The sequence below is a fragment of the Pseudoalteromonas sp. A757 genome, assembly GCF_004103285.1.
Lineage (GTDB): Bacteria > Pseudomonadota > Gammaproteobacteria > Enterobacterales > Alteromonadaceae > Pseudoalteromonas > Pseudoalteromonas galatheae.
Genome location: NZ_QNQN01000071.1, coordinates 203,185 through 223,329, shown reverse-complemented (window position 1 = coordinate 223,329; position 20,145 = coordinate 203,185). Strand labels below are relative to the sequence as shown.

Sequence of the window (20,145 nt, the reverse complement as noted above, 5' to 3'; positions counted from 1 at the left end):
AAATTTCGCCATGAATGTACTCGTCATTGGCAGCGGTGGACGTGAGCATGCGCTTGCGTTCAAAGCCGCACAAAACCCATCTGTAAAAACGGTTTTTGTAGCACCTGGTAACGCAGGTACTGCGCTTGAGCCTAAACTCGAAAACGTGGCTATCGGCGTTGAAGATATCGATGCCTTGGTCGTCTTTGCTAAAGAAAACAATGTACAATTAACCATTGTTGGCCCTGAAGCACCACTAGTTATCGGTGTGGTTGACCGTTTCCGTGAAGAAGGCTTAGCTATTTTTGGACCTACTCAAGCGGCAGCGCAGCTAGAAGGCTCTAAGTCGTTTACTAAAGACTTTTTAGCACGTCACGATATTCCAACAGCGGCTTATCAAACGTTTGAAGAGATTGAGCCTGCGCTTGCCTACTTGAAAGCACAAGGGGCACCTATCGTTGTTAAGGCTGATGGTCTTGCTGCAGGTAAAGGGGTCATCGTGGCAATGACCGAAGCGGAAGCAGAAGAAGCTATCCGCGATATGCTTGCGGGTAATGCGTTTGGCGAAGCGGGCAGCCGTGTGGTTATTGAAGAGTTTTTAGAAGGTGAAGAAGCCTCTTTCATCGTCATGGTTGACGGCAAAAATGTACTTCCTTTTGCCACCAGCCAAGATCACAAGCGTGCGTACGATGGTGATAAAGGCCCAAATACAGGGGGCATGGGTGCATACTCTCCAGCTCCTGTAGTCACGCCAGATATTCATGATCGCATCATGGCCGAAGTGATCAATCCAACGGTTGAAGGTATGGCGAAAGAAGGTCACCCTTATACAGGTTTTCTATACGCTGGTTTGATGATCACAGCAGACGGCACACCAAAAGTTATCGAGTATAACTGCCGCTTTGGTGACCCAGAAACACAACCTATCATGTTACGCCTCCAATCTGATTTAGTTGAGCTGATTGAAGCGGCAAACCGTGAAGAGCTTGATCAAACATCGATTGAATTCGATCCGCGAGCTGCCGTTGGTGTTGTGCTTGCAGCTAGTGGCTACCCTGGCAACTATCCTAAGGGTGACGCTATCTCAGGTCTTCAGGTGAACTATCCTGAAGGTGAAAAAGTGTTCCATGCCGGTACTAAGCAAGATGGCGAGCATGTAGTCACCGCTGGTGGTCGAGTATTATGTGCAACGGCCCTTGGCCACACGGTAACCGAAGCGCAAAAACGCGCCTACTCTCTAGTGAAAGACATTCACTGGGATGGCGTAGAGTACCGCACAGATATCGCATATCGCGCAATCGCACGCGAAAGCTAATTCGCGTTCAGTTTTGTAAGGCCAGCTCGATGCTGGCCTTTTTCATTTTTACACACTGCGTTTCTTAGTTTGTAATGGTATCCTACCCTTTTATGAGCATTTTTAGGGGCAAAGATGCAAGTACAAGGTACGCTCAGCAAGTTAAAGTCAGCGCTTGTTGAACCTATTCAATATCAATTACCCGTGGGTGATAACTTAGTATCACTCAATGACTACTTTGGTAAATCCGTCACCCTTACCTTCACCGGCAATATATTTTGCAGTAGCTGTGGTAAAAAAACCAAAAAAAGCTATTCGCAGGGGCACTGCTTCGTGTGTATGAGAAAGCTCGCCAGCTGCGACATGTGTATTATGAAGCCAGAGACCTGTCACTATGATCAAGGTACCTGTCGTGAACCCCAATGGGGCGAACAGAACTGTATGATCCCGCACTATGTGTATTTGGCCAATACCTCAGGCCTTAAAGTTGGGATCACCCGTCATACGCAGATCCCAACGCGTTGGGTAGATCAAGGCGCAACGCAAGCATTGCCGATTTTTAAGGTGCAGACCCGTCACCAGTCAGGATTAGTGGAAGTGGCGCTGGCTCAGTTTATTGCCGATAAGACTAACTGGCGCAATATGCTCAAAGGCATCAATCCTGAAATAGACCTCAAAGCAGAAGCCGCTAAACTTATCCCACAGATCCAAGCCAAACTCGACGAGCTGGCAGAACTCTTTGGTGCAACCGCTATTGAAGTACTAGACGAGGAAGTGGTCGACCTCACCTTCCCTGTAAACCAGCACCCGAGTAAAATCAGCTCGTTTAACTTTGATAAAGACCCTGTAGTATCAGGCGTGCTTGAAGGGATCAAAGGCCAATATCTTATTTTTGATAATGGCGTGATCAATATCCGTAAGTTTACCTCTTACGAAATCACCTTCTCCGACGAATAAAATGCATGCCAATCGTCTTCTGTAAGTGGCTTACAGAAGACGTAACCTTGGATTGTATGACAACCTAGCTTGCGCAGATAACGTTTCTGTACTGGCTTCTCTACGCCCTCAGCTACAACTTGCAGGTTGAGCGCCTTAGCCATCGCCACAATTGCCGAAACAATTTCGCTATTGCCATATTCATCGGGCACTTTAGCGATAAAACTCGCATCTATTTTTAAGATGTCGATGGGCAGCTTAGCCAAGTAACTGAGCGCAGAATACCCTGTACCAAAATCATCAATCGCCAGTTTGACACCCAGCTCCTTGAGTTTTTTCAAGGTGTACTTAGCCTCGTGAAGATTACCGATAAAGCTATTTTCGGTAAGCTCAAGCTCAAGATACTTACCGTCGACGTTATGCTTTTTTAATGCCTGCGCGACACACTGATAAAGGTCGCCTTGAGTGACATGAGACGCCGAGATGTTAATCGCCATGCGCCTAATCTCAACCCCAGCGCATTGCCATTGCGACAAGTGCTGACAGGCTTTATCTATTACCCACTGATCTAAGCGCATAATAAGCCCGAGCTCCTCAGCAAGTGGGATAAATTGGGCCGGCGAGATCATCCCGAGATTTGGGTCACGCCATCTTAGCAAACACTCAACACTTGAAATGCGACTGCTGGTTAAACATTGCAATGGCTGAAAATGCAGTTCAAACTCGTCATTTTCCAAGGCATTCTGAAAACGACTTAGCATGGACAAACGCTCAAATGAACGTGCATTCATCGAAGCTTCGAATAATTGGAATGAATTACGCCCGACTTCTTTGGAGCGATACATAGCAACATCGGCGTGTTTGAGTAAAGTTTCCGTATCATGACCATCCTCGGGATAAATAGCAGCCCCCATTGAGGCCGTCGCAGCCACCTGCATATCACCAAGTTGAAAGGGATTCGATAATGCCATTAAGATTTGGTCTGCAAATTCAATAACCTCCGACATGCCATTCACTTCGCTTAGTAACACGACAAATTCGTCGCCACCAAGTCGGGCCAACGTGTCACCTTCGTTTAGAATAGACTTTATTCGCTCACTAACCTGCACTAATAACTCATCTCCAGCGCTGTGCCCAAGTGAGTCATTCACTTCTTTAAAGCGGTCTAAATCTATAAACATCACACTGAGTTTTTGCTTATAACGGTGCGCTGATGCCAATGCCATAGAGAGTCTATCGTAGAATAAGCGACGATTAGGCAGCCCAGTCAATTCATCAAAGTAGGCTAAGCGAGCAATTTTTTCTTCCGCATTTTTACGCTCTGTAATGTCGCTAAAAATAGCTGCGTAAAGCATATCGTCACTGTACGGCTCTCTGATCTCAATAATCGTGAGCCATTCAACATAAATCTCACCGCTCTTTTTACGATTGCATATCTCGCCCTGCCACACACCCGTTTCTCTAAGCGTTTGCCACATACTCTGATAATAGGATTCATCATGTAGCCCAGAGCTCAACACACTTGGGTTTTTCCCTAGCACTTCGTAATCTTTGTAGCCGGTAAGCGCACTAAACGCTGGGTTGATCTGGATTATTTCTCCTGAGCTTTTGGTGATCATGATGCCATCGAGAGAAGCATCAATAATACGGTTCGCTAGATATAGATTTTTCTCCGATTTTTGCAGTGCAATATCACGTTGTACTAGGACTTTTTCCAGCTCACTACAATATGCAGTTTCAATTTCAGTCAGGACATTTTTGAGTGCTAATAGCCCAATCACTTGTTGCGAATCAGGGGAAATCACCACCAAATGACGAATGGAGTTTACCGTCATCAGCCGGTAAGCATCGAATAGACTGTCTTTTGGCGTCATGGAGAGCATAGGATAGTTGGCTAATTGCCAGCAAGGCTGACGCCAATCAGGGTTGAGAATAATATACGCAATATCACGCTGAGTAATAATGCCATACTCATTTAATTCACGGTTATACACCAGCACGGCGGTAAGCTTTAGCTCACGCATATTATTGATAACATCAGAGACGCAGTCTTCACTGTCTAAAATCACTATGCTCGAGTCAAAGTGCTGCTCAATTGGTCTAAAATGCAAATAATGGTCGAGCCCTTGACTGCGCACGATATCGGATAAAGAAACCACACCACAAGGTAGATTATCCGAGTCCACCACGAGTAAGTGACGGATCCCTAGTTGGTGGAACTTGACCGTTGCCTCGCTCAAGGTTTTATCTATTTGAATTTTTTGCACTGGTGCTGTCATCACGGCCCGGATCGGGACCTGTGCAAAGTCGGGATCGTTAAAATTGAGCTTAACGCAATCCGATTCGGTCCAGATACCAATGATATCATCGGCACGAGTAACAAAGATCGAGCTCACTCTGCTCGCTCGCATCTTCGCCACCGCATCGTATAGACTGGTTTGCTCATCGCAACATAACAAGCTATTGGTAAATACTTCTTTGATCTGTAACTGACGTGAATCACCAACCATAAGCACACTCTCGCAATATTATTCCAATTTAAAGTATACTGGGCGACACTTTTTATAACTTGACCAAGAACAAATTATGGCGATAAAAAGCTATCCTTTATTGCTGGTATTAGACCAAAGTATAGAGTTTATCGAAGATGAAAAAGCACTTAGAGATGCAACGCATCTGCTCGATGATGCGTCACTCAAACGGTTAATTCTAGTATACCCAAACGATTGCTGCAGCAACGTACACGGTGCGCCCGTGCAATGTATTGATTTGAAATATTTAACCGAATTAGTGCAACAATATCTCGTTGACGAAGGCCAGTGTTGCGTGAGCAAAATCCAACTGAGCAATACTCAGCAGGCTTTTGATTTGTTAGGTCTAAGCTAACCGGCTTCAACCAGCGCTTTGATATGTGTCACAGCGCTGCGGCCTAAAGAAGAAAGATCGTAGCCCCCTTCTAAGTATGAAATAATCCCCAAACAGTCCGATGAGTTTGCAAACTCTACCACTTGCTCGGTGAACCACTGGTAATCTTGTTCAACAAACTTGAGCCCGCCCATATCATCCTCTAAATGACCATCAAACCCTGCACTGATAAAGATGAGCTGAGGTTTAAATGATTGCAGCTTAGGTAACCATTGTTGCTCCACCAAGGCTTTTAATTCTGTGCCATCTGCTCCTGCACTCAATGGAGAATTGATAAGTGTTTGATGATTCTCAATCGCGGTATTTGGATAAAAAGGGTGCTGAAATAAAGAGCAAAGTAACACGCTATGATCGTCTTTGAAAATGTCTTGCGTGCCATTACCATGATGTACATCGATGTCCAATATAGCCACCCGCTCTACGCCTTTTGTTTTTGCATAAGCGGCGGCAATAGCAACATTATTAAAGACACAAAATCCCGATGAAGTACTTTGATTGGCATGATGTCCAGGAGGTCTCACAGAACAAAAGGCGGCGTCAAGTTTACCAGCAACGACTTCATCCACCGCAAGTATTCCTGCGCCAACAGCCCGTTCAATCGCTCTCATAGAATCAGGACAAAGCCAAGTGTCGCCGTCTAGTTCGGTTAACCCTTCATTAGGAATTTTATCCATGACTTCTTTGATCATGGCTTGATCATGAACCAATGCATAGTGTGAGGTATCGGCTTTCAGTGCCGTTTTGTGTTCAATGGCGATATCAAGTCCAGACGCTAGCAACCGATCTGATATCGCATCTAACCTCGCAGGACACTCAGGATGTTCCTCGGTCATTTTATGCTTGCGGCAATATGGATGAGTAATAATTGCAGTACGCATAACGAATATACATCCTATGTTAGTTTGCGACGAGGTTGATTTAAGTAGCTACTCTTTCACTATATCAAAGCCACATAATTGTGGCTTTGATACTTTGGTATACTTAGTGCTGGATTTCTTTCGCCTTTAAATCCAAGTTATGGAAATCGAAACTAAAGTCGCTTATTTCTGGATTAACAAACTCCATCGCAGCAGACTCAACCCGTTGAGATTTATCCATCACAAAATTGATGTAAGCATCTGCTTCAAGTAATGGCTCATCCCAACGCACCACAAAAGTGTTACCGGTTAGGTGCTCAAGTTTCCCTTTTAGGCGCTTAGTATGCGTAAAATCAATGCGCAGTGCCTTACCGAGCTTTTCCACTACCACATCGCCATACCAAGCGCTATTTAATGTCCCCGTGTAGTTGTTCAACGGTAAAGCAGGCTGTGGTTTTGCAACTTCGATTATCCCAGCTTTGGCATACTTTTCTTGTTGCGCCTTAAAGTAATCATCGGCGATGATCTGCACCCAGTCTTTATCTTCTAGGCCAAGCGCATCTTCAAACACTTCATTGATAATCGCGGAAAGTGCAGGGTATTTTTGCTGGTTTGATAAGACCACCACACCCAGTTTTTTCTCTGGGATCATCGCAACTTGCGACACCATACCTAAAATCCCACCGCCGTGGCCCACCTTTTTATAACCAAAGTAGTCCTCTACTGCCCAACCAAGGCCGTACCCTCTAAACTGCTGGTGATATACTTTTGCGGCTTTTGCTGCGGGAATGCGTGTAATGTGTGGATGCCACATTTGCACTTGTTGCTCTTGGCTAAATAGCTGGTCGCCAGAAGGTAAGCGACCACCTTTAAGCTGAGTTTGTAACCACTTGGTCATGTCATCCACGTTAGACGCAATGGCGCCAGCACCACGGAAATCTTCTAGGTAATTAACAAAGAACGGCGTAAGTTTGCCATCCATCGGAATATGGCCAGTCGCCCAATTACTATTGTTAGCCGGGATCCGAGAGAATCCAGCCTTTGAGTCATCCATATCCAACTTGGTAAACATTTCCTGCTCAACAAAATCGCGCCAATCTTTACCACTGACTCGGCTTACAACTTCTCCTGCAACAACAAACATCAAATTGTTATAAGCGTAATGGCTACGGAAACTTGAATCAGGTTTGAGATGTGAAATACCTGCCAGCAATTCTGGCATGGTTTTATCAGTATCAGGCCAGATCATAAGATCGCCTGCCCCAAGGCCCAATCCACTTCGATGACTTAATAAATCGCGGATCGTCATCTCTTGAGTAACATAGCTATCATAGAGCTTAAATTCTGGAATATGTTTGATGACTTTGTCATCCCAACTCAGCTTGCCTTGATCTATCAACATCGCCAGCGCTGCTGCCGTGAATGCTTTGGTATTGGATGCGATACCAAACAAGGTATCCGCATTGACCTTAGCTGGCTTATTTAAATGCGTCACCCCGAAGCCCTTGGTCATTACAACCTGGCCATCTTCTACGATACCAATTGCCAAACCTGGAATATTAAATTTTGTCATTGCGCTTTTTACCGCAGTTTCAACATCCTGTTGGTTTACTGCCGCACTTGCCTGCGCACTAAAAAAACTTGCTGCAACTAGGCCGGAGGTTAATAGCCATTGTGTTATTTTCATTATTTTTCCTTGGTTTTTTGCCACAACCAATCACGATGTTACGAGTTAAGCCTTAAGGTTTAACTTTGTAGTATCACAGTGGTAGATGGCTAATTCTTGTTGTTGTCTGTCGCTATTATTATCTGTAACGTGTGATTGTGCCGAAATAGCCTGTAAATAGCTGGTTGGAAACCGATGCTCCTTTGCCCCGGCCAACACATGATGTACGTACCAATCGAAAGGTAATTGATGCTCCACAAAGGTGTTAGCAATATAGCACCAGGCGTCCACCATACCGCCATCTTGCCTTTCAACAGGTAAACAATGACAGTGGTAGCGCTCCCCTTCAATATCGTCCAAACGCGCTTTTTCTTGTTCATCTAGCCCATACAAAACACCATAAACGTGGCTATTTGCTTCATTGCTTGGCGTAATACTGCACTTGGCTGAACCATCGGTGCTCAACATATCGAAAGTCAGCCGATAGCCATGCAATTTCCCCACTCCAAGTAGCTTCGCTTGTGGTAAGCGAGCCAGCAGACGTGCGGTCGACATATTTGAACCAAAGCTAAAGTTAATAATGTGTTTGTCACTCATTAGATCACCAATCTTACTGCAAGCAATAACATGATCACACCAATCCCGCGATCAAACCAATGTCCTGCACGACGAAAAAATTGTCTTACCGTAGTTTTTGATAAAACTAAAGATAAAAATGAAAACCAAGCCCAGGTAGCCAAAGCCATATAAACGCCGTAAAACAACTGCACACTGCTTGGTGTGGTTGGCTCAATCACTAAGGTAAAAAGCGATAAGAAAAACAGCGTTGCTTTGGGATTTAAGGCATTGACCAAGAAGCCTCGTTTTAACGCAGTCCAATTAGACTCAGTAACAGCGTGTTCAGTAATATTTTCTTGCTCTGAATTGGGTTTTGCATACCGCAACGCTTGGACCCCAAGGTAAGCTAGGTAAAGCGCGGCTATGTATTTTACTGCTGTGAACAAGGTTTCAGATTGAGATAGCAGTAACGCAACTCCCAATAAGCAATAACTGACATGTACTAAAATACCAAGGCCAACCCCAAAACTCGTCCAAAGGGCATTTGCTCTACCCTGCTGTACACTTTGTTTAAGCACTATCGCAAAATCAGGACCAGGGCTTGCGACAGCAAAAAAATGTGCCAGCGCAATTAAAATAAACTCATCAAGATAAGCGAGCATGTGCATGCTCCTGTAAGGCCAGTAAATCACCCCGCTCTGAGTTATTCATTAAGGTATTAATTTGCTTTTTGGCCTTTTTATACTGACTTACAAGATGTGACTTAAGATGCTTATGACCATCTTTCACTCCTTTAAAATGACATACTAGGGCGTGTACAAAAACACTTTGCTGCTCCGTCAGTGCAGCTTTTCGGTTAGCATATTGGTTGTAGCAAGAACCACATCCTCCCCTAAAGTGATATACAGTATTAGACACCATGACCCCAAAGCCGAAAAAGCTCGCTAGCACATCACAAGCTGCGTCTAGTTGCGCTTCCCCACCTGGAGGTAACACGCCACGCTGTAAAATTAGAACTTTTGCCATGACACCTGCATAACTGGCGATCAGATCTTGAGGCTGATTTATTTGATTGGGATTATAAGAAATCAAAATAGGCGCAGCCGGTTCAACGATAACCGCTTGCTCACCGCGCCAACGCCCTGCAATGTTTAACTTAGTCATGCTGGTCGACGCGAGCATGCGTTCAGGCGCAACTAAAGTGATTGGCCACTGCTGTAACCCTGCATAGGACTTTACTCGGGAGAAAACCACTGCCGCCATTTCTTCAATACTGGATACCGGCTCAGGAAAACAACTGGGAGTCGGAGTAATGATCTGCGTTTCATTTAAAAAGTACTCGCCATCAAAATGCTCAAATGCCCAGACAAAGGTATCAATTAACCATTGGGTTTCTTCATCGCTAAGCAAAGGTGAGACTTTAAATAAGGACAGCATGCTAATAATTCACTCTTTTCTGGAATAACCCCTGATAAATAGCATAAACTCTGAGCCTAATGCAAAAACATGGAGTTTCACATGCCACACTTTATTCTCGAACACTCAGCTAATTTGCCAATTGAAACCGAGGCGTTAGTATCACAGGTGCAGCAATTTGCTTGTGCGTGTGGCTTGTTTGAACCAAATTCCGTCAAAACCCGCGCTGTTGCTTTTGAGCATTTTCAGCTTGGCAATGACAAAAAGGGGTTTATTCACCTCCAGATCCATTTAATGGAAGGCCGAACACTGGAACAGAAACAAACCCTTATAAATGAGGCACTCAAGCTTTTAATTGCAAAAGTCGGTGAAAATTTCGCACTTAGTGCCCATTGCTATGATTTATTATCCGATATTTACCGCAAAAACTAATTTATTATTCGAGTTATTTAGCTATGAAATTTCCATGTAGATTGGAGAAATTTTTGAGCCACGTTGCAGAGATGCCACGCAGCAAGGTCAAAATTAATATTAAAAAAGGTCTCGTTACCGTTAATGGCAATATCGTCAAGAAAGGTGATATCCAAGTCACCCCAGCAGACCATATTACTTTCGATGGCAAACGCTTAGAGTATTTGGGTTTACGCTACTATATGCTGAACAAGCCACAAGGTTATGTGTGTGCAAATAGTGATGAATTACACCCAACTGTGTTCGATTTAATCGAAGAACCTAACTTAAAAGATTTTCATGTTGCAGGTAGACTGGACATCGATACGACGGGTTTGGTGCTGCTCACAAATGACGGGGATTGGTCTCATCAAATCACCTCACCAAAAAAGCAGAAGTTTAAAACCTATGTACTAGAAAGTCGTGACGAACTCACTGAAGAAGCGCTAGCCCAGCTTGAACAAGGTGTTGAGTTACATGGTGAAAAACAAGCAACCCTGCCAGCAAAAGCAGAGCTTATTGATAAATTTGCACTACGCTTGTCTATTTGCGAAGGGAAATACCACCAAGTAAAACGTATGCTTGCCGCAGTAGGTAACCAAGTAGTTGAACTTCATAGAGAAAATATTGCGGGGATCGAGCTTGATCCAACCCTTGCTGAAGGTGAATATCGCCCGTTAACTGATGAAGAAATAAGCATAATTAATGCAAGCTAGTTATCCTATTTGTGTAGTATGAGTAAATATCATCTCAAAATAGTCCGCATAGAGCATTAACCTACTTACAAACTCCCCCTAAACGTGCTAAATCATGTAATGAGAGTATTTTTAGGGGGCGATCCTGTGTTTTCTAGTTTCACGTTAAAAACAAAAATAATTACCTTTGCCGCCGCAATATTTGTATCCTTACTTGCCGTTGCTTTTGTAGGCCTTCAAGCTCTACGCCATGCCAGTGAAAGCGATAATATTGCGCGTATCAATCAGTTAATGAAAAGCACCGTTAATATAGTTAAACAATTTGAGCGCTTTGCAGAGCAAGGAAAACTGACGGAGCAGCAGGCAAAAGAAATGGCTATTCAGGTTCTAAGAGAAAACAAATACCATGATTCTGAGTATGTGTACGTTGTTAATGAGAAAATGGACTTTGTAGCGACACCTCACGACCCCCAATTACACAACACCAGCTTTAATGAGTTTAAAGATGCTGACGGCAAAAGCATTGGCAGCATGGTTAAGCGCTTGGTCAGTAACCAGTTTGATCGGATCATTACCTACAATTGGACTTCACTACGAGATGGAGAAGTTGTCGACCTTACTTCAGTGGTACAAAAGACTCCGGGGTTTGGGTGGTACGTAGGTACAGGTATTAGCTACAAAGAAGTAAACGATCGCTATTGGGATACTGCGATTTGGCTAGTGGCACTTTCTTTAGCTGTTGCCGTTGCATTAACCACCGCACTTGCGCGATTTGGACTGTCGCTCAACAATAAACTGGGTGCCGAAATCAATGATGTACTCGAAATCGTAAAACATGTTTCTAGAGGAAATCTGACTACACCAATCAATACTACTGACTGCAAAGATTATAGTATTTTGGCTGCTATGGCTTATATGCAAGGTGGCTTAAAAGGGGTCGTTGAGGGTCTAAAAGAAGCAGCAGAGGCACTTCAGAATCAAACTTCAGACAGTGAAGTGCGATCCGTAGAGCTGGAGAATTTAACTCACAGCTTAAATGCAGAGACTCAAATGGTGGCTTCTGCAATAACCGAGCTTACGGCATCAGCACAAGCCGTGGTTGAGCATGCTGAACAAGCTGCGAATTCAGTTCAAGAGGCTGAAAAGCAGGGAAATACAGCCGACAAACTGACAGCACAGACAGCAACCGAAATCGCTTTATTGGAGCAACAAATTGACAGCGCTGGTAATAACATCCAAGTGCTAGATGAAGAAGTATCAAATATTGCTCATGTACTTACCGTTATCCAATCTATTGCCGAACAAACTAATTTACTTGCGTTAAATGCCGCGATAGAAGCGGCACGAGCGGGAGAGCAAGGCCGTGGTTTTGCCGTTGTTGCTGACGAAGTGAGACAACTTGCTCAACGTACTCAAACCAGCACAGAAGAGATCCGTACCATGATCACTAAGCTGCAAAGTGCAACACAAGACGCAAAAGCTTCCGTTAGTTTGAGTATTGCAACCAGTGAAAAAACAGTGAGTATGTCTGCCAAAGCTTCGCAAGCGCTTGTACAAGTTGCAGACTCTCTTAAATCCATTTCGCACATGAGTCATCAGATTGCACAAGCAGCAAAAGAACAGTTAAATGCAGGGGAAGATACTGCGAAGCGGATTATTGTTATTTCAGACACAGCATCACAAACAGCCAATGTGTCAGAGAAGGCACATGAAGCAACCGACACCATCAAGTCTCTATCTGGAAATCTGGAGACTGAGATGGCTAAATTTAAAATTTAAAAATAAACATTAAGTTTCAGTTAGTTATATATATTAAAAATTTAATAGGCTATGATAAAAAAAAATTATTTAATTTTCCATTCACCTTGTGTTTATTTGGTGTTAAGTTTGTACATGTCGGAAGTTTCAGTTGAGTAGTCTGGCTCGTATCTTCCGAAATTGTGTGTATCACAATTAACTATAAATCCCAAATGACATGATTACTTGAGAACCAAGTATACTCAATAAGGACTATGATAATGCAAAAGTTAAATTTAAAAGAGTGCAAAAAAGTTTCTGGTGGTGGTATTTATGAGCCTACTCACCCTCAAGCAGAGAAAGAAGCCGGTAAAGATTAGTACTGTGCGATGAAGAAAAATTTCTCGTTAGGAGATCTACTGATACCTTATGCAATTTTGGCAGTAGGTCTCCTGGTCTTGTACGATATTCGCTTTCACTTCTATGTAATTTATGGGCTTATTGTCTCAACTATCTTTATTTTAGGCGCTAGATTAAAAGACATTAATATTTGCGCTTTATCTGTGTTAGCTTTGGTACCGTTTACCTTAGAGACGCTCGTATTTTCTTCCGGTTTGATTAGCCTAGACTCTTCAGACAAAGACCAACGGCTATTACAAAATACACTTATTTTCGGAACACACTTTGTCATTAGCTTACTGGTTATATTTCCACTTACTTATCGCGTTGAAATTACCAAAAAGCTATTCCCCAAATTAAAAACTCGTTACACTTTTGCTGATGCAATTATGCCTTGGCTTGCAATGCTAAGTATATTTATGAGTTTCGCTGCGTTAGTCGAAAATTATTTCAGAAATGCCAAAGGTGTAGACATGACATTTTTCTTCTACAGCTTTGATGTCAGTGGTTACCTGATTTACAGTGCAAATTGCTTAACTTTGCTGATCTTAGCCGCGATCACCTATAAAGAAGAGTACGATTACGCACTACCGAGCTTAAGAAAGAAGCGTTAGTTTTCAGAAAAATATGGATTGCTCAGCGTAATAGCTGTGCTATCTGGGTGCTTGCTTAGGCCATATTTTTGTTTTAATAACTGCAGTTCACCAGACTCACTAAGTTTGCTAAGACCCTCTTCTAAAGCCTCTGCCAACGTTTGTTTGTCTTTGTTTACAAAGAAGTAAAAGGCGGTTGAATACATTAGATGAAAATCAGGTACAATCATGAGGTTCTCGTTATTTTGTGCGATTAATTCTGAATTTGCCTCAATCACCGAGCGTGGAAAATAATCCGCTTTCTTATCCGCAATCAAATTAAACATGGTTTGATAATCGGAAATGGGCCTGACCTTCAAACCGTTATAACTAAGAATTTTAGTATCGGGCCAATCGTGTCCTTGTACCGCGGTAAAGCGCTTTAATTCATCAAGCGAACGAACCGTTTTTATCGCTGGATAAACATCTTTATGGACAATCAGCACGCGTTTACCAATAAGTCCACCATACAAGGGAATCTTAATGGGAATAGCGATTTGCTCACGCGCGGGACTGGTCATCGACCAATGAAGATCAACTTTTCCTCGACTTAGTGCCATCAGCGTACGCTGTTGATGAGGATGGACCTTGATATGCTCAATTTGAGCTGAGTACTTGGCTGCAACGAGCGCCTTTTCTAATAATTCATAGAGATAGAGATCGCGATCGTACAAGGTTCGCGCTTCTTTCGCGACATAGATTAACTCTGACGTTTGCGCTGCAATACCTGTGCTTTGAAACATCAAAACAGTGACCATTACACTCAACTTTAACATCATCATACGACCCTCAATTGGGGTAAACAATACTACAACCACTCATGTTGATTGATATCACTATTGCGTAATTAAAGATATAGTCAACCTACATTTTCAAGTCGTACAGTCGATACTGTGGGTTTTCGACGATTACAGACGAACAAATAACTATTACGATAGCGTTTGGCTTCTTTCTTTGCGTCTGTTGCCAAAGCAGCGACTTGGTGTGAATTGATACAGTGCTGTAAATCCGGTCTCACTAAGCCAATCGATAGAGTGAGTAAAGGCACAAATTGTTTTTGCCCTTCACGATTTGTAGCCCAATAACCACCAGCACTAACGTGTTCCGGGGTGAAGAAAGCTTTTGACTTAAACTCAAACTGAGAGATGATCTCATGACATAATTCCTCTGCGTCCTTGTTATCGAACACCACCATAAAATCGTCACCTCCGATATGTCCAACAAAACTTGAGCTCTGTGCACATACATCAACTGTCACTTCAGCAAGTAGCTTAATTACGCTATCGCCACTGGCATATCCATATAAATCATTAAACTGCTTAAAATGATTTAGATCGATATATGCAAGAGAAAAGTCATGATGTGAACGCAGCCTTTGTTCAATAGCCTCATTTATCGCTACATTGCCTGGCAACATAGTTAGTGGATTGGCATGTTGGGCGTGACGAATTTTTTCTTCTGTGATGTGCTTGAGTATGTCTCTCAGCGGCGCTAAGCCAAGATAACGACTATCTCTGGTAATAATAATATGACGTCGAATATCAAATTCATGGTCGGTTATTTGCTTACTAACCGTATCTAACTCTTGCTGCTCATCCACCACTAATGGCTGTTTATCCATCAATTTAACGACTGATTTTTTATCAAAAAGCGCATGTCCATATGGTGCAGCGAAAACCTCTGTTAGTTGATCTCTGTGTAGCAGCCCCACAGGCTCCCTAGCATCGTTTACTACGGCAAGGCTGGTAAGCTTACGATCTTGTTCGAACAACCTATGAGCATCGATACATTGCGTACATTCATGGATTGCACTGGCTTCTTTGGCAAGCCAGCCGATAGCCATTGATTGTTCAAATTGATTAAAACTGGATCGAACTTCCGAATGTAGAGATTTTAACAGCGCCAGCTCTGTCGGTGGCTTTCGAGTAGGCTTCGCGAGCAGAAAACCTTGAGCATTTACAATGCCGAGCTGCTCTATCAGCTTTAACTCCTCAACCCGCTCGATGCCTTCGGCTATAACCTGAGTGCTGGTGGCTTTAGCAAGCTCAATAATAGATTTTAAAAACTCACGCTTCACCACGCTTTGGTCGCAATGATCAATGAAGTATCTGTCGACTTTAACATAGTCAGGACACAGCTCAGACCACTTTCTTAGGCCAGAGTAGCCAGCTCCTAAATCATCAATTGCAATTTGAAATCCAAGCTCTCGATAATGGGTAATTGTCGTTAATAGCAAATTCGCGTCATCTACTTTGTCTTGCTCAGTCACTTCAATGACGACTCGCTTGGGATCGAGGCCATACACTTCGGTCAGATGCCTAGTTTCTCCCTTGGGGTGGCTCGGTTCGAGTAGCGCTTTGGGGCTAACATTTAAAAACAACTTACCGGGAAGGTTGAGTGAGACAAACTGCTTAATCGCCGCTTCACGACAGATAATCTCCAGCTCAGACAACCTTTCCTGCTGACTTGCAATCGCAAAGAGTTTGTCTGGAGACTCTAACAGCGAGCCAGACATACCACGACTCAACGCTTCAAATCCTAAAACTTGGCGTTTCGCAAGATCGTAGATTGGCTGAAACAGAGTAAAAACAGCTTTTTCTTTTATTATTGTATTAAGTACTAACGTGCGCGAAGGATCCACAGCATCAAGCTCACTGTAAAAGTATAATCGCGCACGGTAGCAACTGTATATGACAGATATATGTCAATCGGGTGAAATGTACCCAATTTGCAGTTGAATGATTTTCAACCGCTTACTTCAGCGCTCGTTCTACCTGATCAAAGTGTGCAATCACTTCTACTATTTCCATTTCTGCACTTTTATAGTCTTCAGCATCACTAAAGCCTTTGATCGCGATCGCTTGCACGGTTGCTGGATGCACTAATAAGTCTTTGGCATGGTAACAAACTGGGTCGTCAAACTTAGGTAATTTGCCATCCGCGTGATAACCAGTTTCAATCTCTTCAAGTGGTAAAGTAGGAATGATATCGGCGGCTTTATCTAAGGCATCTAGGTAAGTTTGGCACTGAGGATACTTAGTAACAAACTCATTTAGTAAGGTTCGAGAAAGAGTAACTAATTCTGCTGATTGAGTTTCAAGTGCAGCAGCGTCTTTTTCTATACGAATATCCGCAAGTAGCGCCTCAGCTTGAACTTTGTATTGTGCTAAAGATGATGTTGCTTCTGTGGTTACAGATTCGGTTTGTTGCTCAAGCTCTGGTTGCTTAGAGCATGCAGTCATTAATGTTAATGCGCCAACCGCCATCACAAATTTGTACATAAGTATCTCCTTTATTGATAACGATTATCATTATATAGTAATGTAATATTTTAGAAACAATAAAATGAGATTTTGCCAACAACAAAAAAGCGGCACGAAGGCCGCTTTCGGTTATCACGTCAAATTCTATGATTAAGGCATAGCGTCTAAATCTGCACCTTCTTTTTCGACTTCTACCGGGATCAAATCTTCTTTACTAACGCCCATTGCCACTGCAACAGAGCTTGCAACGTAAACAGAAGAGTAGGTACCGATAAACACACCGAATAATAACGCAGTTGCAAAACCATGTATGGTTTGACCACCCCATACGAATAACGCAACTAATACTAAAATAGTCGTTATTGAAGTCACTAATGTACGGTTAAGCGTTTGGGTCAGTGAAATATTGATGATCTCTAAGGTGTCGTCAATGCGTACTTTACGGAAGTTTTCACGAATCCGGTCGGACACAACGATAGTATCGTTGAGTGAGTAACCGATCACCGCCAATATTGCCGCCAAAATCGTTAAGTCAAATTCAAGACCTAAGATTGAGAACAACCCCATAGTCAGCACAACATCGTGAAATAACGCTGCAACAGCACCTACGGCAAAACGCCATTCAAATCGAAAAGCAACGTAGATCAAGATACAAATAAGCGCAGTTAGCATCGCCAAACCGCCCTGCTCCTTGAGATCTTCACCGACACTCGGGCCTACGAATTCGATGCGACGCATAATTACGCTTTCATCCGCTTGTTTAAGCGCTGCAATGAGTTGGTTACCCAACACCTCTGCTTTCACATCATCTCCGCGTGGTGCGAGTCGTACGAGTACTTCTTGGCTCGAGCCAAAAAGCTGTACAGAAGCATCAGCGAAACCATTTTCGGCTAATACACTACGTACCTTTGCTAAGTCTGCAGGCTGCGAAAACCCAACTTCAACTGCCGTACCACCAGTAAAGTCCAAACCAAAGTTTAGCCCTTTCACCATGAACGAGGCAATTGAAGCCAAGATCAACAATGCCGAGAAAGCCATTGAGAGCTTTCTTGCTGACATAAAACGGATAGTGCTTTTTAAGTTTAATAATTGCATGCCCGTCTCCTAGATTGATAGCTTAGTGATACGTCTGCCACCGATAATGGCATTAATAACCGCACGTGTACCAACAATCGCTGTAAACATTGAAGTAATGATACCGATAGCTAAGGTTACCGCGAAGCCTGCAATTGGGCCCGTACCGACAGAGAAAAGGATCACTGCTGCAATTAGGGTCGTGATGTTGGCATCAAAAATCGTACTAAATGCACTGTCGTAGCCATGATGAACGGCTTGCTGTGGACTGCGGCCTTCCGCAATTTCTTCACGAATACGTTCAAAAATAAGTACGTTTGCATCAACAGCCATACCAACTGTTAACACGATACCGGCAATACCAGGCAGCGTCAGTGTAGCACCTGGGATCATCGACATCACACCTACAATCATGATGAGGTTAGCCGCAAGGGCTAGGTTTGCTACCAGACCAAAACCTTTGTAGTACAGCAACATAAAGGCAAGAACAAAAGCAAAACCAAGGACAACCGCTGTCATACCAGCTTCAATGTTCTCCTGACCAAGGCTTGGACCTACAGTGCGCTCTTCAACAATTTGAATTGGCGCAACCAATGCACCGGCGCGAAGTAGTAAGCTTAGGTTATGTGCCTCTGCAGGGCTATCAATTCCGGTAATACGGAAAGAGCTATTTAAACGTGCTTGAATCGTTGCAACGTTAATCACTTCTTCCACTTTGATTGGGGGTAACGCTTTGCCGTTTTCATCTTTCTTGCCTGATGGCTTGTACTCAATGAAAACCGTTGCCATACGTTTACCGATGGCACGTTTGGTGAAGGCGTTCATTTTTGCCCCACCTTTGCTATCAAGCTTGATATTCACCTGGGGGCGCTGATATTCATCCATACCAGACTGCGCGCCGGTGATATGTGTACCTTCAAGGATAACACGCTTTTTAAGCACAACCGGATAGCCATCTTTATGTGGGATCACTTCTGTGCCAGGAGGAGTGCGGCCTTGTGCCGCTGCACGTACATCAGCATTTTCATCTACTTCACGGAACTCAAGTGTCGCAGTGGCACCTAGAATTTCTTTTGCCCGAGCCGTGTCCTGAACCCCTGGAAGTTGAACAATTATACGCTCGCCACCTTGACGTTGAACATTAGGTTCAGCAACACCAAGTTGGTTAATACGGTTACGAATAATGGTTTCGTTTTGCTTGATAGCGTATTCACGCAGCTCTTTATATTTAAGGTCGCTAAGGCTTGAAAAGAAAGCGAGGCTGTCGCTACTATCATTGATGAAATCGTTACCAGGGTAACGCTTTCTCAAAAAGCTCATCGCCGCGTCTTTATCTTCTTCTGAACGCATCGTTACTTGTACACGTTCACTATTAGAGACACGACGTACCGAACGATAGCGCAATTTCTCTTCACGCAAATCGCTCTTGAAATCTTGCTCCATTTGCTCAAGTGCATTGTCCATCGCCGTGACCATATCCACTTCCATTGTGAAATGAACACCACCACTTAAGTCTAGACCAAGCTTCATCGGGTTTGCACCTAAGTCTTTTAACCACTCAGGTTGTGCAGGAGACATATTGATTGCTGAAATGTAATCATCGCTTAAGCTATTTCGCAGAATATCTTGTGCTTTAAGCTGATCTTCAACATTTTTAAAACGAACAAGGATTTGACCATCTTCTAGTGCAGAAGATTTCACGGCAAGGTCGTTCTTTTGTAGGGTTTCGTTAACTTGATCTAGTACACTGAGCGTCGCATCAGCACCTTTTGTGCCAGATACTTGTATGGCCGGATCGCGGCCATACAAGTTAGGTGTGGCATAAAGAATACCGATAGCTAACACAGCGAGAACAAGTAAGTACTTCCACATTGGATACTTGTTTAACACTGGGCTATCCCTTTATTGTTATTCTTATAGAGATTTCATTGTACCTTTAGGTAACACTGCTGAAACCGCTGACTTTTGCACTGTCACTTCAGTTTGGTCGTTTAGTGCGATTACAACAAAGTCTTTATCATCAGCAACTTTTGTGATTTTACCCACAAGTCCACCTTGAGTTAGTACTTCGTCACCTTTGCCTAATGCACCCATTAGGTCTTTGTGCTCTTTAACACGTTTAGCTTGTGGACGGTAAATTAAAAAATAAAATACCAGACCAAAAATACCTAACATGATTAGCATTTCCATGCCACCACCAGCCGGTGCTGCCGCTGCAGTGCTAGCATGCGCGTTTGAGATAAAAAAGCTCATTTCACTTCCTC

At 43.4% G+C, this 20,145-nt stretch carries 19 protein-coding genes; 7 read left to right on the top strand and 12 right to left on the bottom strand.

What is annotated here, in order from left to right:
• Positions 1-10: 10 nt before the first annotated feature.
• Both purD and DRB05_RS15260 read left to right on the top strand, forming a co-directional pair.
• The gene (purD, locus tag DRB05_RS15265; protein WP_045990370.1) at positions 11-1,294 is read left to right on the top strand and encodes a phosphoribosylamine--glycine ligase; all 1,284 of its coding nucleotides are present in this window, start codon (positions 11-13) and stop codon (positions 1,292-1,294) included.
• 114 nt (positions 1,295-1,408) lie between these two features.
• A complete protein-coding gene (locus DRB05_RS15260) occupies positions 1,409-2,230 on the top strand; it encodes a DUF2797 domain-containing protein (RefSeq protein ID WP_128727700.1) in 822 nt (273 codons plus the stop codon).
• On the opposite strand, the gene DRB05_RS15255 is transcribed toward DRB05_RS15260, so the two are convergent.
• A complete protein-coding gene (locus DRB05_RS15255) occupies positions 2,203-4,719 on the bottom strand; it encodes an EAL domain-containing protein (RefSeq protein ID WP_128727699.1) in 2,517 nt (838 codons plus the stop codon). The two genes, DRB05_RS15260 and DRB05_RS15255, sit on opposite strands and share 28 nt — an antisense overlap.
• Positions 4,720-4,795: 76 nt before the next feature.
• On the opposite strand from DRB05_RS15255, the gene DRB05_RS15250 reads away from it, so the two are divergent.
• On the top strand, positions 4,796-5,095 hold the full coding sequence (locus tag DRB05_RS15250; RefSeq protein WP_128727698.1) for a DUF4144 family protein: 300 nt from the start codon (positions 4,796-4,798) through the stop codon (positions 5,093-5,095).
• On the opposite strand, the gene DRB05_RS15245 is transcribed toward DRB05_RS15250, so the two are convergent.
• The 5 genes from DRB05_RS15245 to DRB05_RS15225 form a co-directional block, all read right to left on the bottom strand.
• Positions 5,092-6,012, bottom strand: a complete 921-nt coding sequence (locus DRB05_RS15245) for a histone deacetylase family protein (protein ID WP_128727697.1) — start codon at positions 6,010-6,012, stop codon at positions 5,092-5,094. The two genes, DRB05_RS15250 and DRB05_RS15245, sit on opposite strands and share 4 nt — an antisense overlap.
• A 103-nt stretch (positions 6,013-6,115) precedes the next feature.
• Complete coding sequence (locus DRB05_RS15240; RefSeq protein ID WP_128727696.1) at positions 6,116-7,678, bottom strand: serine hydrolase; 1,563 nt, start codon at positions 7,676-7,678, stop codon at positions 6,116-6,118.
• Between the two features lie 45 nt (positions 7,679-7,723).
• Positions 7,724-8,254, bottom strand: coding sequence for a gamma-glutamylcyclotransferase family protein (locus DRB05_RS15235; protein ID WP_128727695.1), 531 nt, complete (start codon positions 8,252-8,254; stop codon positions 7,724-7,726).
• Positions 8,254-8,877 carry a LysE family transporter gene (locus tag DRB05_RS15230; RefSeq protein WP_128727694.1) on the bottom strand — a complete coding sequence of 208 codons (624 nt, stop codon included), beginning with the start codon at positions 8,875-8,877 and terminating at the stop codon, positions 8,254-8,256. The genes DRB05_RS15235 and DRB05_RS15230 overlap by 1 nt, the downstream gene beginning before the upstream one ends.
• The gene (locus DRB05_RS15225) at positions 8,861-9,652 is read right to left on the bottom strand and encodes a hypothetical protein (protein ID WP_128727693.1); all 792 of its coding nucleotides are present in this window, start codon (positions 9,650-9,652) and stop codon (positions 8,861-8,863) included. Before DRB05_RS15225 ends, DRB05_RS15230 begins: the two co-directional genes overlap by 17 nt.
• 81 nt (positions 9,653-9,733) lie before the next feature.
• On the opposite strand from DRB05_RS15225, the gene DRB05_RS15220 reads away from it, so the two are divergent.
• The 4 genes from DRB05_RS15220 to DRB05_RS15205 all read left to right on the top strand — a co-directional run bounded on the left by DRB05_RS15220 (position 9,734) and on the right by DRB05_RS15205 (position 13,526).
• Entirely contained in the window at positions 9,734-10,063 is a 330-nt protein-coding gene (locus tag DRB05_RS15220; RefSeq protein ID WP_128727692.1) for a 5-carboxymethyl-2-hydroxymuconate isomerase, read from the top strand.
• Positions 10,064-10,086: 23 nt separating this feature from the next.
• On the top strand, positions 10,087-10,797 hold the full coding sequence (gene rsuA, locus DRB05_RS15215; protein WP_162847794.1) for a 16S rRNA pseudouridine(516) synthase RsuA: 711 nt from the start codon (positions 10,087-10,089) through the stop codon (positions 10,795-10,797).
• Between the two features lie 99 nt (positions 10,798-10,896).
• A complete protein-coding gene (locus tag DRB05_RS15210; protein WP_209319056.1) occupies positions 10,897-12,555 on the top strand; it encodes a methyl-accepting chemotaxis protein in 1,659 nt (552 codons plus the stop codon).
• Positions 12,556-12,902: 347 nt separating this feature from the next.
• Positions 12,903-13,526, top strand: a complete 624-nt coding sequence (locus tag DRB05_RS15205; protein WP_235956577.1) for a hypothetical protein — start codon at positions 12,903-12,905, stop codon at positions 13,524-13,526.
• Here the strand turns inward: DRB05_RS15205 and DRB05_RS15200 are convergent.
• The 6 genes from DRB05_RS15200 to yajC all read right to left on the bottom strand — a co-directional run bounded on the left by DRB05_RS15200 (position 13,523) and on the right by yajC (position 20,134).
• Complete coding sequence (locus tag DRB05_RS15200) at positions 13,523-14,326, bottom strand: transporter substrate-binding domain-containing protein (protein WP_240036258.1); 804 nt, start codon at positions 14,324-14,326, stop codon at positions 13,523-13,525. The genes DRB05_RS15205 and DRB05_RS15200 overlap by 4 nt on opposite strands.
• Before the next feature lie 77 nt (positions 14,327-14,403).
• Positions 14,404-16,185, bottom strand: a complete 1,782-nt coding sequence (locus DRB05_RS15195; RefSeq protein WP_128727690.1) for a bifunctional diguanylate cyclase/phosphodiesterase — start codon at positions 16,183-16,185, stop codon at positions 14,404-14,406.
• Positions 16,186-16,297: 112 nt separating this feature from the next.
• On the bottom strand, positions 16,298-16,825 hold the full coding sequence (locus DRB05_RS15190) for a hypothetical protein (RefSeq protein WP_128727689.1): 528 nt from the start codon (positions 16,823-16,825) through the stop codon (positions 16,298-16,300).
• Between the two features lie 132 nt (positions 16,826-16,957).
• Positions 16,958-17,902, bottom strand: a complete 945-nt coding sequence (secF, locus tag DRB05_RS15185) for a protein translocase subunit SecF (RefSeq protein ID WP_128727688.1) — start codon at positions 17,900-17,902, stop codon at positions 16,958-16,960.
• Between the two features lie 9 nt (positions 17,903-17,911).
• The gene (gene secD, locus DRB05_RS15180; protein WP_128727687.1) at positions 17,912-19,771 is read right to left on the bottom strand and encodes a protein translocase subunit SecD; all 1,860 of its coding nucleotides are present in this window, start codon (positions 19,769-19,771) and stop codon (positions 17,912-17,914) included.
• A gap of 24 nt (positions 19,772-19,795) precedes the next feature.
• Positions 19,796-20,134 carry a preprotein translocase subunit YajC gene (gene yajC, locus DRB05_RS15175; protein ID WP_010374166.1) on the bottom strand — a complete coding sequence of 113 codons (339 nt, stop codon included), beginning with the start codon at positions 20,132-20,134 and terminating at the stop codon, positions 19,796-19,798.
• Between the last annotated feature and the right edge of the window lie 11 nt (positions 20,135-20,145).

Bases quoted from the DNA above. Each gene is read 5' to 3' on its own strand.
- DRB05_RS15220 (WP_128727692.1), top strand. From the start codon at position 9,734: ATGCCACACTTTATTCTCGAACACTCAGCTAATTTGCCAATTGAAACC.
- DRB05_RS15200 (WP_240036258.1), bottom strand. From the start codon at position 14,326: ATGATGATGTTAAAGTTGAGTGTAATGGTCACTGTTTTGATGTTTCAA.
- DRB05_RS15245 (WP_128727697.1), bottom strand. From the start codon at position 6,012: ATGCGTACTGCAATTATTACTCATCCATATTGCCGCAAGCATAAAATG.
- DRB05_RS15210 (WP_209319056.1), top strand. From the start codon at position 10,897: ATGAGAGTATTTTTAGGGGGCGATCCTGTGTTTTCTAGTTTCACGTTA.
- DRB05_RS15190 (WP_128727689.1), bottom strand. From the start codon at position 16,825: ATGTACAAATTTGTGATGGCGGTTGGCGCATTAACATTAATGACTGCA.
- rsuA (WP_162847794.1), top strand. From the start codon at position 10,087: ATGAAATTTCCATGTAGATTGGAGAAATTTTTGAGCCACGTTGCAGAG.
- DRB05_RS15205 (WP_235956577.1), top strand. From the start codon at position 12,903: ATGAAGAAAAATTTCTCGTTAGGAGATCTACTGATACCTTATGCAATT.
- yajC (WP_010374166.1), bottom strand. From the start codon at position 20,134: ATGAGCTTTTTTATCTCAAACGCGCATGCTAGCACTGCAGCGGCAGCA.
- purD (WP_045990370.1), top strand. From the start codon at position 11: ATGAATGTACTCGTCATTGGCAGCGGTGGACGTGAGCATGCGCTTGCG.
- DRB05_RS15235 (WP_128727695.1), bottom strand. From the start codon at position 8,254: ATGAGTGACAAACACATTATTAACTTTAGCTTTGGTTCAAATATGTCG.
- DRB05_RS15225 (WP_128727693.1), bottom strand. From the start codon at position 9,652: ATGCTGTCCTTATTTAAAGTCTCACCTTTGCTTAGCGATGAAGAAACC.
- DRB05_RS15255 (WP_128727699.1), bottom strand. From the start codon at position 4,719: ATGGTTGGTGATTCACGTCAGTTACAGATCAAAGAAGTATTTACCAAT.
- DRB05_RS15250 (WP_128727698.1), top strand. From the start codon at position 4,796: ATGGCGATAAAAAGCTATCCTTTATTGCTGGTATTAGACCAAAGTATA.
- DRB05_RS15260 (WP_128727700.1), top strand. From the start codon at position 1,409: ATGCAAGTACAAGGTACGCTCAGCAAGTTAAAGTCAGCGCTTGTTGAA.
- DRB05_RS15240 (WP_128727696.1), bottom strand. From the start codon at position 7,678: ATGAAAATAACACAATGGCTATTAACCTCCGGCCTAGTTGCAGCAAGT.
- secF (WP_128727688.1), bottom strand. From the start codon at position 17,902: ATGCAATTATTAAACTTAAAAAGCACTATCCGTTTTATGTCAGCAAGA.
- DRB05_RS15230 (WP_128727694.1), bottom strand. From the start codon at position 8,877: ATGCTCGCTTATCTTGATGAGTTTATTTTAATTGCGCTGGCACATTTT.